The following is a 17,104-nucleotide window of genomic DNA, read 5'->3' as shown; positions in this document are numbered from 1 at the left end:
CTCCTATTCCATACTCTGGATCAAGCCGCCGTGCATCACCACGCGGCGCTTGGCAAAGGACGCCAGCTTTTCGTCGTGGGTGACAATCAAAAAAGCCTGATTGAATTTATCGTTCAATTCACCAAAAAGTTCGTTCAACTTTGCGGAATTTGCCTCGTCCAGGTTGCCGCTGGGCTCGTCGGCCAGCACCAGGTCGGGGTGGTTCATAAGGGCGCGGGCAATGGCAATGCGCTGGCGTTCGCCGCCGCTCAACTCGCGGGGCAAATGCTTGAGGCGGTCCTTGAGGCCCACCGTTTCCAAAAGCATCTCGGCCCGTTCGCGGCATTCCGCCTCGGTCGTGCCCAAAATGCGGCCCGGCACACAAACGTTCTCGAGCGCCGTAAACTCGGTGAGCAAATGGTGGAACTGGAACACAAAGCCCACCTGCACGCGGTGGTACAAGTCCTTCTCGACGTCGTTGAACTTGGAGAGCGGCTTGCCCTTAAAGAGGATTTCCCCGCTCGTAGGCGTGTCGAGCAAGCCCACTAGGTTCAAGAAAGTCGATTTTCCCGAGCCCGAGGAACCCGTCAGCGCGACGAGTTCGCCCTCGTTCATCGAAAAGTTCACACCTTTCAAAATCTCGAGCTCCTCGCCCGTCTCGGAAAACACGCGCCTGAGGTCGACTGTTTGCAATAAACTACTCATGCCTAATCGCCCCCACGGGATCGAGCCTGCTCGCCTTCCATGCGGGGAGCAAGGTTGCAGCCACACAAAGCGCGATGCCGATAACAAAAATCAAAACCACATCCAAAAGATGCACCGAAATCGGGAAGTACGGAATCACGTAAACATCGCCCGGCAGTTTTACAAAATGGTAAGCCTCCTGCAACTTGCATAGCACCAGGCCGATTGTGCCGCCGACAATGGTTCCGCCCACACCAATAAAACTACCCATGAGCATGAACACGCGCATCACACCGCCCTTGCTTAGGCCCATGCTGCGCAAAATGCCGATTTCCTTGGTCTTGTCGATCACGACCATGATGAGGGAGCTGATGATGTTGAACGCCGCCACCAAAATGATGAGGCAAATGACCGCCGCCACAATGAACTTCTCATAGTTCATCCACTTGAGGAGCGTGATGTTCTTGGACTTCCAGTCGAGCACGTAGTACGGATAGGTAAGCCACTCGGCAGCCTTGTCGCAGGACTCGCCCGCCTTCCAGTGGTCCTTGACGCGGAACTGGATGCCGGATACCGCATCGCCGATGCCCATGAGTTTTTGCAGTTCGGGAATGCCGATGTACGCGAGGTTACCGTCGTACTCGTAGGTGCCCGTCTCGAAGATGCCGCTCACCACGGCCATCATCATGCGCGGCCCACCGGCGCTGCCGACCATTTCGTCGGGATTCTGGAACAGCTGCAGCACAAGCTTGTCGCCCACAACCACGCGGAGGCGGTTCGCCAGTCCCGAGCCGAGCAAAATTCCCGGACGGCGGGTGCCGTTCATGTCCTCGAGACTGTCAACGGAGTAGTTGCCGAACTTCATGTACTTGTAAATGTCGGTCACTCCCTTCGAGTTTTCTTGATCAATACCGTAAATCACAATGCCGTCGTTCACCTTGCGGCTGCTGATGCCCACCTTGTAGATGATGAACGGGGAAGCGTTCACCACACTGGAGTCGTGCTTTTTGACTTCGGTAATCAGACTGTCGTAGGCGGAGATGTTCTCGCCGTTGTAGGCCATGAGTTCAAAGTGGGCGTCCTTCCCTATCATCTGGGCGGTCACCTCTTCCTCGAAACCGTTAACCGCAGCGAGCGCGACCACCAGCGCGAACACGCCGATGGAGACACCAAGCATACTGAAAATGCCAATCAGCGAAACGAAGAGACTCTTACGCTGAGCCCCCAGGTAACGCCAGGCGATGAGCCATTCCAGTTTATTCATCGATAATTAGGTCTCCGGCTTCATCAGCGGGAACAGTTGAACATCGCGGATGGTCTGTTGGTTCGTGAGGAGCATGACCATGCGGTCAATACCGAAGCCTACGCCACCGGTAGGAGGCAAGCCACTTTCGATAGCGTGCATGAAGTTTTCGTCCATCGGATGCGTTTCGCCTTCGCCACCACGGCCACGGCGCACCTGGTCTTCCAGGAGTTCGCGCTGACGGATTGGGTCGTTAAGCTCGGTGTAGGCGTTGCCCAGTTCCCAGCCGTTGCAGTACGGCTCGAACTGTTCAATAAGCCCTTCGATGCTGCGATGCTTTTTGCAAAGCGGGGTGCTCTCGGTCGGCATGTCCTTGATGAACGTCGGCTGGATGAGCTTGTCTTCCACGGTGAGCTCGAACAGTTCGAGGATACCGCGGCCGCGGCTGAATTCGCCATCCAGGTGTCCGCCGAGTTCTTCCATCTTGGCCTTGATCTCGTCGTCGCTCATTTCATTGACCTTCAAACCGCCAAACTTCTCGATGGCCTCGATCATGCTGTAGCGGGGCCACGGGGCCTTGAAGTCGATTTCCTTGCCCTGGTAGTTGATCTTGGTCGTACCGTTTGCGGCAATGCAGGCACGTTCGTAGATGTTTTCGAAGTGGACCATCATGTCGTTGTAGTCGGCATAGGCTTCGTAGAATTCAAGACCCGTAAATTCCGGGCTGTGGGTGCGGTCCATGCCCTCATTGCGGAAGTTCTTGGAGAATTCGAACACCTTTTCCATACCGCCCACAATGCAGCGCTTGAGATAGAGTTCCGGAGCCACGCGCAGGTAGAGCGTCATGTCGCAGGCGTTGTGGTGCGTGGTGAACGGGCGGGCGTTGGCACCACCGTAAATCGGCTGGAGCGTCGGGGTTTCCACCTCAATAAAGCCCTTTTCGATCAGGTAGTCACGGATAGCCTGCAAAATCTTGAAACGCTTGATGAAAACTTCCTTCACGTCGTCGTTCAGGGCCATGTCGATGTAACGCTGGCGGTAGCGGGTATCCACGTCGGCAAATTCGTTGAACACGACCTTGTTGCCGTTCTCGTCAATCTTTTCCTTCGCGACCGGGAGCGGGCGCACGGCCTTACTGAGCATCGTCACCTTCTTCACGTGCACGGAGTATTCACCGGTCTGCGTTTCGAACATGAAGCCGTTCACACCAATGAAGTCGCCAAGGTCGGTCATCTTGACGATTTCGTAGTTTTCTTCGCCCACTTCGTCGCGGGCACATACCACCTGAAGGCGACCATAGCGGTCCTTGAGGTGCATAAAGCACATTTTTCCCTTGCGGTTGAAACGCACCACGCGACCCGCAAAGGCGATTGGCTCACCACTCGCCATAAGGGCTTCCTTGTTCTCCTTGAGCATCTTGCTGTCGTGCGTGCGGTTGAACTTGTGGGGGTAGGCTTCCACACCCATTTCTTTGAACTTCTCTAACTTTGCAAGACGGGCTTGCACCTGGTCATTCATGTCAATCATACATTTTTCCTAAAAAAATTTGAACAGCGTAAATGTAGAAATATTTACCTAAATTCTCTGTCCAAGCATGTTTGTCGTCCCTTTTTTCAAGAAAGCCAATGCAAACACGTGTTTGCAACCAGTTTTTTACAAAAGGACTTTCAGAATGATAACAGGTGTTATCACAAAGGGGGTATAAGAATTCCTAAAAAGGGTTTATGACCAAGAAAAAGGATGACTATAGGGTCATTTTCACAAAGGAACTGGGCATAACCTTCAAAAAATGGCGCAACAAGGCCCAAAAGACGCAGGATTACGTCGGCGACTACTCCGACGTATCGCGAGTAACCATCGGCAAGTGGGAATCCGGCAAGAACATCCCCGACCTGTTCGACTTTTACCAGGCGCTCAAGCAGATTTCGACCAATCCAAGCGAATTTTGGACAGATTTTGCCAAATCCTATGAAGAAAAAGTCGCCCCCAAACTCCAGGTGGCGGAACGTAGGAAAAAGCCCGTTTTTTGGGAAAAAACGCAAAAAAAGCCAATTCCCAAGAAATAAATGTTTTTTGTCACATTATTTTCATATTTGCCCACCATTTAAAATTCTAAGTTTAACCAAATTATTTGGTTTTTTATGAAACTTTTGAGGTGCTCGGGAGCATTCCCATACTTATTCTCGGTTTTCTGCACGTCATTCGTGCAGATGGGCTTGTTCATCTTTTTCTTGCGTTGGCTGTCGTTCTCATACGAAGGCCAGGACTTTTTTTGGCGCAGCATGCTGCTCCAGCTGGCGCTGTTCCTCCCCGCTGTGTTCATGATGCCCCTCGCCGGGTTTATCGCCGGACGCTACCCCAAGGGCAAAGTCATGGCATGGACCTCCCTCGGGATGTTCCTCTCGCTCATCGCCATCAGCGTCCTGTTCCAAGTGGGCGTCCCCTGGGTCGCCTTTGGGCTCACCATGCTGTACGGCATTTTCCACGCCCTCTACAACCCCGCCAAGTACGGTGCCATCAAGGAAATCTTTGGCGAGCGGATGCTCACGGCGGCAAACTCGGTCCAGGTTTCCACCTACGTGATGGGCATTGCCGGCGTCTCGTGCCTTAGCATGGGCCTTACCCCCGACAGCGCATCGCCAATCCCGTACTGGTCCCTCCCCTACATTTTTACCGGAGCCACGCTCCTCGGCGCCATCTCGGCTTTCTTCATTAAAATCGGACGTAACACCACCCTCAAGTTCCGTTCCCCCATCCGCATTTTTGCAGCCACGTGGTCTCACCCCATCATAAGGCTCTCCATTTTGGGCATCGCCTTTTACTGGGCGGTCACGCAGCTGTTCCTCTTGCTTTCGCAGGACTTTACCGGCGAACAGCAAATGAGTTTCTTCCAGCCAGAGCTCTTGCTCACGGCTCTCGGTTACATTGTCGGCACCATCATCGCCGCACAGGCGTCCAAGCCGTTCGTCGAAACAGGCCTCATACCGCTCTCGGCAATCGGATCCGCCCTTTTGATGTTCATCTTGCCCGTGGTCTCGGTGGAATGGGTACGCATTTTGCTTTACGCCCTGCTGGGCGGGCTCGTAGGCAGTTCCCTTGTCGTCTTGCGCACCGTCATCCAGCATTTTACCAGGCCCGACACCTCGGGACGCATCCACGCTGTGAGCGAGATGATCCTCATGAGTATGCTCACGGTGTTCCTCATTGCGCAATGCCTCCTCCTCACGTTTACCAACATCCAGGTCTACCAAATTTTCCTATTCATCGCCATCCTCTTTACCATCTGTTTTTGGATTACCCTCAAAAATACGCCGCAGGCGATGCTCCGCATGGGGCTCCGTTTCCTCTTCTTCTTTGTGTTCCGCTACCGCATCAAGGTCGTAGGCGTGCAGAACATCCCCGACAGCGGTCCTGTTTTGCTCGTGGGTTCGCACTACAGCTTTATTGACTGGGCTGTGCTCCAAATGGCAAGCCCTCGCCCGCTAAAAATGGCGAGCAACCGCGACAAGGCAAACTCCTGGTTCCTCTCCTTCCTCCAAAAGACGCGCTACATCATCCCCATTTTCCGCCGCAATCCCGAGCCCGCCATGGAAAAGATCCGCAAGGCGCTCCTCGCCGGCGAGGCGGTCGTCGTGTTCCCCGAGGGCGAAGTCTCCAAGACTCCGCACATCTCGCGGTTCTCCATCGACTACTCCAAGGCGCTCGAAGGCATCGAGGCGACCGTCGTCCCGTTCTACATCCAAGGGCTTTGGGGCGGCCCCTACAGTCACTTCTCCGACAGCATCATGCTGGGCCCTGCGTCAACTCGCATCATTAGCGTGGGCTTTGGCCACATCATCCCCAGTTCCACGCCCGAAGAAGAAATCCGAATGCACTTGCGCGACCTCGCCATCGACACCTGGGATATGGCTATCAAACATTACCGTACCATTGTGCCCACATGGCTTGTAGCCATGCGCCGCCGCGGGCTCAAGCCCATTTTGCTTGACCCGCAAGGCGACCACGTTTCGGGACTCCACATGGTCTCGCTGGTCAGGCGCATTTCCAAACGCCTGCTCAAAATCGCCCGCAAAGACCAAAGAGTCGGTCTCTTGCTCCCGTCGAGCCGTGACGGGGTCATCGCAATCCTCTCGATCTTTGCCGCAGGCAAAACAAGCGTCAACCTGAATTACACCTCCCCATTCGACGTGGTCGCGGGTTGTGTGGAACGCACCCACATTCGCTACACCCTGACAACCCACGCTTTCTATGACAAACTAACGCAAAAGAACGAGAAGTTCAAGGGCCTCACCAAGTTCACGGAGCTCGTCTTTATCGACGACATCTTTGGGAAGGACGCCATTTGGCAGAACATTTGCCCCATGCTCATGGCAAAGTTCCTGCCCCGCAAGCTCTTGGAAATCCTGTGGTTTAAAACCGGGAAAATTAACGATCCCGCGGTTATTTTGTTCAGCTCGGGTTCCGAAGGCTCGCCCAAAGGGATCGTCCTTACCCAAAAGAACATCATCGCAAACATCCAGCAGACCGACGCCGTCATCCGCCTTCGCGAAAACGACGTGGTACTCGCCGAGCTCCCTATGTTCCACTCCTTTGGGCTTACGGTGACGATCCTCATGCCGCTCTTTGACGCCGTGCCCATGGTGCTCTGCCCCGACCCCACAGATGTCAAGACCATCGCCCGCTCCTGTGCCGAATTCAAAGTCACCATCCTGGTGGGGACGCCAACATTCTTGCGTGCGTTCTGCGTAAACCGCTGGGTACACCCCATGTGCCTCGACTACGTGCGCTTTGTGCTCGCCGGTGCCGAAAAACTGCGTCAAGAAATGCGCGACGCATTCAGGCTCAAGTTCGGCAAAGAAATCTTCGAGGGCTACGGCTGTACCGAGACATCGCCTGTGGCGACCATCAACGCCCCGAACGTCCTTTTGGACGACTTCCTCACCATGGAACGCTGCTCCGACACCTCGAGCGTCGGGCTCCCCGTACCGGGTTCGCGCATCCTCATTGCCGACCCCGACACCAACGAAACTTTGCCGCAAGGCGAAGAGGGCATGGTTCTGGTCGGAGGCCCACACGTGATGCACGGCTACCTCGACGACCCCGAACGCAACAAGGCAGCCATTATCGAGAAAAACGGCCACCGTTGGTACAAGACCGGCGACAAGGGCAAGCTCACCTCCGAAGGGTTCCTGGTGCTTTTGGACCGCTACAGCCGTTTTGCCAAACTCGGCGGCGAAATGATTTCGCTCACCGCCGTGGAGGCGCGTCTCACCGAGACCAAGCTTTTAGGGGACTGCGAATTCATCACGGTCGCCGTTCCCGACTCGGTCAAGGGCGAACGCATCGTACTGCTCTATGTCGGGGACGAGACCGACCCCGACGACCTACTCCGCGCAATCCGCAAGTCGGGAATCCCGCCGCTCATGATTCCGGGAAGCGTGTTCCGCGTAGAGAACCTGCCCAAGCTCGGCAGCGGCAAGTGGGACTTCACGAACCTGAAAAAACTCGCGAACGAACTGTTCACCGAAAAATCGAAAGGCTCGCGCGTTTAGGGTTTTTGCTCCGCAGGAGCCACTTCATCTAGCCAGCGCTGGAGGATGATAGCGGCGGCCAGCTGGTCAATCACGCCCTTGTTCTTTTGCTTCTTTTTCTTGCTAAAGTGGGCGGTGTTTTCTTGAGCCTGCACGCTCGAATACGCCTCGTCCTGCGTGTGGATGGGCATACCCGGGAAATGCATTGCCAAGTCCTTCACAAACGACTCCACCACCACGTTCTTGCCGTCGGTACGCCCGTCGGGGCGGTACGGCATGCCGACCACCAGCTCGTCGACCTTGTTTTCTTTCACCAGCTGTTCCAGGCGTTCCCACAAGTTCGTCTTTTTTTGGTCGATTGTCTCGCGCGAGAAAGCCATGCGGAACTCGGAATCGGCAAAAGCGATGCCTACACGATGTTCGCCGTAATCAATACCGAGGAAATTCATGCGGTACAATATAGAATTTCCTTATTTTTTCTATCTTTACGCCCGTTATGACAAATACCACAAACGATTTATGGGTCGGTGTTGACGTTGGCTCGACGACTGTCAAAATAGCCGTAGTCGACCCCGAGACATCTAAGCTTTTGCACTATACTTACCAGCGCCACAATGCCATGCAGGCAAAAAAAGTCTACGAGGTGCTGAGAGAAGCCCACGGACTCTTCCCAGGCAAAAATTTCAGGGTCGCCTTCTGCGGCTCGGGTGGCCAACCCTTTGCCGAAGCCACCAAGGCCTTCTTTGTGCAAGAAGTGGTGGCGAACGCCCTCGTCGTGCGCGCCACCTACCCCGACACCCGCGTCGCCATCGAGCTGGGCGGTCAGGACGCCAAAGTCGTGTTTTTTGAAAAGGACCGCACCACGGGCAAGCTCATTGCGAGCGACATGCGCATGAACGGCGTGTGCGCCGGCGGCACCGGAGCCTTCATTGACCAGGTGGCGGAACTCCTCCGCATCAAGACCGAGGCCTTCGAAGGGTTCGCCAAGCGCGGCCAAAAAGTCTACGAGATCTCGGGACGTTGCGGCGTGTTCGCCAAGACGGACATTCAGCCGATGCTCAACAGCGGTATCGCCAAAGAGGACATCGCCCTCTCCAGCTTCCATGCCATCGCCAAGCAGACCATCGGTGGCCTCGCCCAGGGCATGGAAATCAAGCCCCCCGTGATTTTTGAAGGCGGCCCCCTTACCTTCAACCCGACCCTCGTGCGCGCCTTCAAGGAGCGCCTGGGCATTACCGACGAGCAGGCCATCCTCCCCGAGCACTCCGAAGTGCTTGTTGCCATGGGTGCCGCACTTTCGCTCGGTTCCATGTTCGCGGACCAGGAATGCCATTACCGCATGGAGGGCTCCCTCGATTCCCTCGTGCACTTTAACGAAACGCGCCAAGCCGAGAACAAGGCCAAGGCCGCCGCAGACCTTTTCTTCAAGGACGACGCCGAATACAAGCAGTTCCTCGAAGACCACAAGATGGCGGGCAATAACTACCCGCAGCCGCCTTCCGGTTCCACCCTCAACGTGTACCTAGGCATTGACGCCGGTTCCACCACCACAAAGTTCGTGCTCATGGACGAGAACGACCAGGTAGTCGACGGCTTTTACGCGAGCAACAACGGCGAACCACTCGCCGTCTTGAAGCGCGCCATGAACGAACTCACCGACCGTTACGAAGAATACGGCTGCAAGCTCAACATTCTCGGTGTCGGTACGACCGGTTACGGCGAACAGCTCTTTGCGAAGGCCGTGCATGCCGACTTCCACACGGTGGAAACAGTCGCCCACGCCAACGCCGCCCAGAAAATTTGCCCCGACGTAAGCTTTATCCTCGACATCGGTGGCCAGGACATGAAGGCCATATCCGTGCAGGACGGCGTCGTCACAGGTATTATCTTGAACGAAGCCTGCTCCTCGGGTTGCGGTTCCTTTATCGAAACCTATGCCCGCAGCCTCGGCATCCCGATGGAAAAAATCGCGGAACTTGCGTTCAACGCAAAGAGCCCCTCTCAGCTGGGGTCCCGCTGCACCGTATTCATGAACAGTTCCATCATCACGGAACAGCGCGATGGCAAGCAGCCCGAAGACATTATCGCGGGCATCTGCCGTTCTATCATCAACAACGTCTTTACCAAGGTGATCCGTATCCGTAACCTCTCCACGCTCGGCAAAAAGGTCGTGGTCCAGGGCGGCACCTTCAAGAACGACGCGGTGCTCCGCGCCTTCGAGCAGTACACGGGCCTCAAACCCATCCGTCCGGAACGCCCGGGCGAAATGGGCGCCATCGGCATCGCGCTTTTGACCAAGAAGTTCATGGAAGAAAAGCGCAAAGAGAACCCCGACCTCAAGTCTACGTTCATCGGCCTCGAAGCCATGAGGACCTTCAGCTGGCACAACCAGCCTGGGCAACTTTGCCAGTACTGCACCAACCATTGCTCCCGCACCATCGTCACCTTCAGTGACGGCCAGAGCTTTGTCACGGGCAACCGTTGCGAACGCGGTGAAGTCACCGCCGACCCGAACGACCCGAAGACCAAGGCCCTCATCGCCGAAATCAACAAGAAGATGCAGTCCGTGCCCGACATGATTAAGCGCACGAACCAGCTCCTGGTGAAGGACTACGCGCCAGCAAAACTCCTCCCGAACAACGGGAAGACCATCGGCATCCCGCGCGTGCTCGAGTTCTGGAACAGCCTCCCCTACTGGAAGGCGTTCTTCACGAGCCTCGGCTACACGGTCGTGGTGAGCCGCCAGAGCGACTACAAGATGTTCGAGGCGGGCCTCCACAGCGTGCCCAGCGACACGGTTTGCTTCCCCGCCAAGCTCGTACATGGTCACGTGCTCTCCCTCATCGACAAAAAGGTCGACCGCATATTCTTCCCCATGATGGTGGCTCTTCCCAGCGACCACACCAAGTTTACGGCCACCTCCGTGTGCCCTGTGGTGCAAGGCTACCCCGACATTTGCAAGAACACAGACGACCCCGAACGCAACTTCGGGATCCCGCTGGACCAGCCGGTGTTCCACTGGTTCAACACCAAACTCCGCAAGAACCAGACCATTGAATGGTTCCACGAGCACTGGAAGCTCGACAAGAAGCTTCTCGCCAAGGCCGTGGACGAAGGCGAAAAGGCCCTCAACAATTACCACACCACGCTCCTGGAAGAAGGCCAAAAGATTTTGGACGAAGTCCATGCGAAGAACTCCTTCGCTGTGGTGATCGCTGGGCGTCCCTATCATGCGGACACGCTCATCAACCACAACATCGCAAGCCACTTTACCGCCATGGGCATCCCAGTGCTTACCACTGAATCGCTCCCAGGTGTGTTCGACCAAGATGTGCCAAGCCATACCCGTGTAGAAATCAAAAACACGTTCCACTTGCGCATGCTCGGCGCCACCATGATCGCCGCCAAGGACCCCAACGTGGAACTCGCCCAGATCGTGAGCTTCGGCTGCGGGCACGATTCCATTTTGACCGACGAAATGATCCGCATGCTGCACCTTGAATCCAACAAGGAAATGCTCATGCTCAAGCTGGACGAAGGCGACGCCCGCGGTCCGGTGGGCATCCGCGTCAAGAGCTTTATCGAGACCGTCAAGGCGCGCCGTGCGGCAAACCTCCCCGACAAGCCCGAGAGCAAGGAACCGCTTTACCACACTCCGTTCGTGGCCGAAGACAAGTTCCGCCGCAAGATTTTGACGCCGAACCTCTCGCCCGCCTTTACCGTACTCGCGAGCGAATACATGAAGGCAAAGGGCTACATGGCCGAATACCTTCCCGTAGCCGACCGCAAGGCCATTGAACTCGGCAAGAAGTTTGTACACAACGACATTTGCTTCCCGGCCCAGGTGAACATCGGCGAACAGCTCAAGTGGCTATACGACCACCCCGAAGTGAAGCAGACCGAAATCTCGGTGTGCCTCGCCAAGAACTGCGAAAACTGCCGCGCAGTGCAATACCCGATGCTCGCCCGCAAGGCGCTCGACGAAGCCGGCTTCAAAGACGTCGCCATCGTCACGACCGGCGCCGACTACAAGGGAATCCACCCAGGCTTTAGCGTGGGTCTCGACTTCCGCCTCCACATGCTGTGGGGCCTTGTAGTGATGGACGCCATCGAGACCATGTACAGGGCGCTCCGTCCCTACGAGGTGAACAAAGGCGACACGCAAAAGGTTTACGACCACTGGATGCCGCTTATGATGAACCTCGTGGGCATTCTCAAAAAGTCGGAACTCGTCACGCCGAAGAAGATGCTCGAAATGTTCCATTGCTGCGTAGAGGCATTCAACACTGTGAGCGTCACCGAAGACCGCATGAACGGAATCCGCAAGCCGCGCGTGGCCGTGCTTGGCGAAATTCTGATGAACTACCACCCGAGCGCCAACGGCTTTGTGGAGAATTACCTCATGGATAATGGCATGGAAGTCTACCTGCCGGGCATGACGGACTTCTTCCGCGTGGACGAAGTGGTACGCAGCGAAAAGCTCCGCAGGGGCTTCTCGGCGAACCCGTTCTTCGACCGCATCGAAGGTGGCGTGACCGCCAAGGCGTTCGACCGTGCAGCCAAGGCCGTGCGCGACGTGATGCACTCCTTCAAGCTCTACGAGCATCATGCTGACTGCTACGAGCTGGTCGACTACGTGCGCGACATTATCGACCCCAGCTACAACACTGGTGAAGGTTGGCTTATCCCGGGCGAGATCCTCTACAACGCCAAACACGGCGTCAACAGCTACATCATTTTGCAGCCGTTCGCCTGTCTTGCAAACCACATCAGTGGCCGTGGCCTCACCAAGGCCGTCAAGGAGCGTTGTCCGCATGTCCAAATCTTGAGTCTGGACTACGATCCCGACACCAGCTTTGCTAACATCGAGAACCGCCTGCAGATGCTCATCATCAACGCCCGCGAACTGGAGAAGGCCCACCAAAATTAATTCGGAACGACCCTCAAGTGTCATCCTGAGCAAGCGAAGCGCGTCGAAGGATCTCTAGCAACTTTATAGATTCTTCGACTTCGCATCTACGATGCTCCGCTCAGAATGACAAAATCACTAAAAAAAATAAAAACACATGCTAAACGTTTCTAATGTAAGTCTTCAATACGGTAGCCGAGTCCTCTTCAAAGAGGTAAACCTCTCGTTTAAAAAGGGCAACTGCTACGGCGTCATTGGCGCCAACGGCGCTGGCAAATCCACATTCCTCAAGATTCTGAGTGGCGAACTCGAGCCCAATACCGGCGACGTCACCAAGGACCCGGGCGAACGCATTGCTGTCCTCAAGCAGGACCACTTTGCCTACGAGCAGAACACCGTCATGGAAACGGTGATGATGGGCTTTCCCGAACTCTATGAACTCGGCAAAAAGCGTGACGAACTCTACGCGTTGCCCGAGATGACAGAAGAGCAGGGCATGCAGGCCATGGAAATTGAGACCCGCTTCGGCGAAATCGGCGGCTACGAGGCCGATTCGAATGCCGCAGTGCTCCTCAAGGGCCTCGGCATCCCCGAGGAATTCCACCACAGCCTCATGGCCGACCTCGATGGCGGCTTAAAAATCCGCGTGCTCCTCGCCCAGGCGCTGTTCGGCAACCCCGACATCCTTCTGCTCGACGAACCGACGAACCACCTTGACCTCGAAACCGTCAGCTGGCTCGAAGACTACCTCGAACGATTCGAGAACATCGTGATCGTGGTGAGCCACGACCGTCACTTTTTGAATGCAGTCTGTACGCACACCTGCGACATCGACTACGGCAAGATCAACATCTACGGCGGCAATTACGAATTCTGGTACGCGGCAAGCCAGCTCGCCCAGAAGCAGCGCAAGGACCAGAACCGCCGCGCCGAAGAAAAAATCGAAGAACTCAAGGCGTTCATCCGCCGTTTCGCCTCTAACGCGGCAAAGGCAAAGCAGGCAACCTCCCGCAAAAAGCTCCTCGACAAGATGACCGTCGAAGAAATGCCGGCATCGAGCCGCAAGTTCCCGTGGGTCAACTTCAAGATGGACCGCGAGCCGGGCAAGATAGTGCTCGAGCTCAAGGATGCAACCATCGACGGTGGCGACGGCATTGTGGTCAAGGGGCTCAACTTTAGCCTGGGCAACCAGGACAAGGTCGCCCTCGTAGGTGAGTACGACACACTCAAGACCGCATTTTTTCAGCTGATTGCCGAAGAAACCAAGGCTCCCGAGGGCGTACTCAAGTGGGGTAACACCATCAGCTACAACTACTTCCCCAAGAACAACGATGCCTACTTCCAGTCGGGCCTCTCGCTGGTGGATTGGCTGCGCCAGTATAGCAAGGAACAGGACGAGACATTCATCCGCGGGTTCCTGGGCCGCATGCTCTTTACCGGCGAAGAAGCGCTCAAGTGCTGCAATGTGCTCAGCGGTGGCGAAAAAGTGCGCTGTATGCTCAGCAAGATGATGCTTTCGAACGCGAACTGCCTGCTGCTCGATGAACCGACGGCACACCTCGACCTGGAAGCCATCACCGCCCTCAACAACGGCCTCACCGCATTCCAGGGCCCGATTATCTTCTGTACGCAGGACCACGAATTCGCCCAGACAGTTGCGAACCGCGTGCTGGAACTCACTCCCGACGGAGTCGTGGACCGTTCCATCACCTTCGACGAATGGCACGAATCCAAGACCAAAGCCAAAAAGAAGTAATTCAAAAAAGGTCCCTAGACGGGACCTTTTTTACGCCCTGAATCTCAAGGCGTTAGCTTTTATGGAAGCGCCATTTAGCGCGTCACTATCACGCGGTTATTGAACAGGAGACGCTTTCCGTCATCCACGCGCACAAGGTAATTACCGCGAGCAGGCACAATCTGCTTGAGCGGAAGCGTCACAGAACTGCTATACCTCTTGGAAGAAATCTCGCGGCCGTGCATGTCGAATACCGACACACGGACGTTGGCGCTCTCCAAGTGCAGTTCAAGGTTCCCTCCCACATACTTGACGCTCGCCGTGGGGTTTGCGAAAGTACCCTTGGGTTGCGCCTTGACAACCGTTGTCCCGCCAGAGTTCGACGATCCCATATTCCAGTCACTGGGGACACGAACCGCAATGCCTCGACCGGCCGTACTCATGTAAACCACGCCGTAGGTGTTCATGTCGCCCATTACGAACTCGCCGTTTGCAAGGCCGCCATATTCATGGCCGTCATCGTTCACACGGGCCCAGGTGGCGCCCTTGTCGTCGCTACCAAAAACACCCATCGTCTTGCCGACCAGGGCATAAACGTAAATGGCCGGGTAGCCACCCTTCGCCTTCGGAGCGCCAAAGCCCACCGCTTCGCAGTAACCGACGCCCTCGACCTTGCTCCAGGTCTTGCCGCCATCCGTCGAATGCAAAAGTGAACCGTCCTTCGGGTTGCCATTTTCGTCTTGCACCGCAACCGGGATCCACAAGTCGCCTTCAAAGCCAGGAATGGCGCGGAACTTCTTGAAGTTGCTTACGCCAGGAGCCGAAACCTCAGCAAAGGATTTACCCTTGTCCGTACTCTTGTAGAACTTGCCCGTGGTACGGTCGTAGGCATAGAACACATCCGCATTCTCGGGGTCGCCCACCACGAACGCACTTGCAGTAATGCCCGTGACCTCGTCCCAGTTGGAGCTTTCGTTACGATACACGGTAGTCGAGCCCTTGCCCGGCACCCAAAGCACCACAGAACCATCGGTAGAAATGGCAGCAGTGCCTTCGGCGAAATCCGCAGACAATTTTCCATAAGCCGAAACCGTCCAAGTGCGGCCGGAGTCGTTGGAAATCTGGATTGGGTCTATGGGAATGTTGCTATACTGGCCCTTGTACTCGCGCGTCGCCGTCACCTTCACCAAGGTTCCTTTCTTTGGGGCGTAGGCAAGGCCGGTGGTAGTCCCCAGCGAGGTCGAGACACCAGGAACTTCCGTCACATGGCGGCTGGCGGGGTACTTGGTAATGTCTTCATGGCGGAACCCGTCGTAGTCGCCGATCACCGAAATCATGGGACCGCCCGGAATGCTCACCACCTCGAAGGGCACCGTCTCTTCAACACCGTGGGCGTTAAAATGCCACACCTGGTTCATGGTCAGGGTCGGCTCCTCCCAGGAATTTTCAGCTTCCTTATACACATAATCGCTTAAATTGTCGGTGCGGAAAATGCCGTTACCCGAAGTCACAAAGACGCGTTCATGGTTATTGGGGTCCATGACAACGCTCCCCGCCCAGTGAATGGAGCCGTTGTGCATCCAGCCGATGCCGTTCGCATCCATCTGCTGCGTAGTCGGGTAAAAGCCGCCTTCCATCCAATAGTACTTGAAGCTCGCCACCCAGGTTTCGCCGCCGTCGGTCGTGTGGAAAATGTTGGAGCCCCACTGGTCGCTCCACTTGCCTTTCCCGTCGTCCGTATCCGCGTACCAGAACTGCGGACCGCGATAGCCCTCGGTAGTCACGACCATTTCCTTGCTGTCGTTCGGATTGATGGTAATACCGCCATAGGGGGCGATAAACTTGTAGGAGCTATCCGCGTTCTCGTAAGAAGTCTGGTCGAATTCGGAAACAGTCGTGTTGCCGTCGTCAATGTAGTCTTCGGGAGAAACGTCCTTCCAAGTGGCGGCAGCCACGTCGTACTGGAGCACCGCACCGCGGCCAAATCCATCCCAAATGGGGCCCCAGCCTTCGTCCCACGCCATGGCATGCGGCCCTGCACCGTCGGCAAACGTAATGGTCAAGGTGTTGCCGTCCTTCGAGACTACGGCGCGTTGCGGCATCAGGCGAACAATGCCGCCGCCCGCCGTCGTGCGCAAGGCATCGGGAATCGGAATCGCCTTCCAGGAGGCTCCGCCATCCGTCGAAGTGAATACGTTTTCAAAGGTCTTGTTTTTGGTCGTCCCTTCGCGGAGGAAACCGGCGTAAAGCACCTTGGAAGATCCCGGTGCAAAAGTCACAAAGCTAAAGCCCGAGCCGTTCCAAGTGGTGTCGCTCCCGGCAGCGGTCGTCCACGCATCCACATGGCTCCAGCTCGAACCGTTATCCGTCGATTTCCAGAGGCCCTTGTTCTTGGAGCCGTAGAACATGATGTCGGTATTATTCGGGTCAACGGCCAAGGCCTCGCCGTTACCGCGACCCATGCCGTTGCCGTGCATGCCAAAGCGGGTCACCACGCCGCCCTTTTCGCCAGTCGAGTCCCAAGTGTAAAGCACTTCCCACGACTTGCCGCGATCACCGGAACGCAAAAACGCCGATCGTCCGTTGTTCCAGTAGCTGGTGCCAGCCATCATGTAGACCTTGTCGCCGTCCTTCGGGTCAGCGGCAATGGCTTCAATGCCCAAGAGCCCGCGTTCCGTCACATCGACCCAATCCATCATCGAGACCCAGGACTTGGAGGTTTCTTCCCAACGGTAGGCGCCGCCTACGTCGGTACGCGCGTAAAAGAGGTTCTCGGCAGCAGGCGACGCAACGACCGCCGATACAAAACCGCCGCCACCCATGCACACGTTGCTCCAGGAGAATTCGGACTCTGCCGCCGCCGCAAACGCGGTTCCGCAAAGCCCCATGCCCAAAGAGGTCAAAATCAAAACTTTAAGGATTTTTGTAACCATAAACACCCACTTTTAAAAGGACCCACAAGGGTCCATCAGCTCTTTAAAGGTATATCCTGGAAAGCGAAAAATCTCAAAAAGTCCCTTTTT

General features: G+C 56.0%; 9 protein-coding genes. 4 read left to right on the top strand and 5 right to left on the bottom strand.

The features are described 5' to 3' along the window. Window positions 1-3: 3 nt before the first annotated feature. Genes BUB55_RS03790 through lysS form a run of 3 tightly spaced genes read right to left on the bottom strand, consistent with a single transcriptional unit; the run spans window position 4 to window position 3,433 of the window. A complete protein-coding gene (locus BUB55_RS03790; protein WP_073188358.1) occupies window positions 4-684 on the bottom strand; it encodes an ABC transporter ATP-binding protein in 681 nt (226 codons plus the stop codon). Next, a complete protein-coding gene (locus BUB55_RS03785) occupies window positions 677-1,927 on the bottom strand; it encodes an FtsX-like permease family protein (protein WP_073188356.1) in 1,251 nt (416 codons plus the stop codon). The genes BUB55_RS03790 and BUB55_RS03785 overlap by 8 nt, the downstream gene beginning before the upstream one ends. Window positions 1,928-1,933: 6 nt before the next feature. Further along, the gene (gene lysS / locus BUB55_RS03780; protein WP_073188354.1) at window positions 1,934-3,433 is read right to left on the bottom strand and encodes a lysine--tRNA ligase; all 1,500 of its coding nucleotides are present in this window, start codon (window positions 3,431-3,433) and stop codon (window positions 1,934-1,936) included. A gap of 197 nt (window positions 3,434-3,630) precedes the next feature. Between lysS and BUB55_RS03775 the strand changes: the two genes are divergently transcribed. Both BUB55_RS03775 and BUB55_RS03770 read left to right on the top strand, forming a co-directional pair. Next, a complete protein-coding gene (locus BUB55_RS03775) occupies window positions 3,631-3,972 on the top strand; it encodes a helix-turn-helix domain-containing protein (protein WP_073188352.1) in 342 nt (113 codons plus the stop codon). A gap of 75 nt (window positions 3,973-4,047) precedes the next feature. Further along, window positions 4,048-7,458 carry an MFS transporter gene (locus tag BUB55_RS03770; RefSeq protein ID WP_073188350.1) on the top strand — a complete coding sequence of 1,137 codons (3,411 nt, stop codon included), beginning with the start codon at window positions 4,048-4,050 and terminating at the stop codon, window positions 7,456-7,458. On the opposite strand, the gene ruvX is transcribed toward BUB55_RS03770, so the two are convergent. After that, window positions 7,455-7,886, bottom strand: coding sequence for a Holliday junction resolvase RuvX (gene ruvX, locus BUB55_RS03765; protein ID WP_073188445.1), 432 nt, complete (start codon window positions 7,884-7,886; stop codon window positions 7,455-7,457). The two genes, BUB55_RS03770 and ruvX, sit on opposite strands and share 4 nt — an antisense overlap. A gap of 47 nt (window positions 7,887-7,933) precedes the next feature. Here ruvX and BUB55_RS03760 point away from each other — a divergent pair, with 47 nt between their 5' ends. Together BUB55_RS03760 and BUB55_RS03755 are read left to right on the top strand one after the other, a co-directional pair. Continuing rightward, window positions 7,934-12,367, top strand: a complete 4,434-nt coding sequence (locus BUB55_RS03760) for an acyl-CoA dehydratase activase (protein ID WP_073188348.1) — start codon at window positions 7,934-7,936, stop codon at window positions 12,365-12,367. 136 nt (window positions 12,368-12,503) lie between these two features. Continuing rightward, window positions 12,504-14,102: an ABC-F family ATP-binding cassette domain-containing protein gene (locus tag BUB55_RS03755; protein WP_073188346.1), complete on the top strand. Its 1,599-nt coding sequence runs from the start codon at window positions 12,504-12,506 to the stop codon at window positions 14,100-14,102. Between the two features lie 74 nt (window positions 14,103-14,176). On the opposite strand, the gene BUB55_RS03750 is transcribed toward BUB55_RS03755, so the two are convergent. Further along, window positions 14,177-17,014 carry a hypothetical protein gene (locus tag BUB55_RS03750; protein WP_143152888.1) on the bottom strand — a complete coding sequence of 946 codons (2,838 nt, stop codon included), beginning with the start codon at window positions 17,012-17,014 and terminating at the stop codon, window positions 14,177-14,179. Between the last annotated feature and the right edge of the window lie 90 nt (window positions 17,015-17,104).

The organism is Fibrobacter sp. UWP2 (assembly GCF_900141705.1).
Classification (GTDB): Bacteria; Fibrobacterota; Fibrobacteria; order Fibrobacterales; family Fibrobacteraceae; genus Fibrobacter.
Note: the sequence above shows the minus strand (reverse complement) of the source record. Positions and strands in the feature narration are given on the sequence as shown.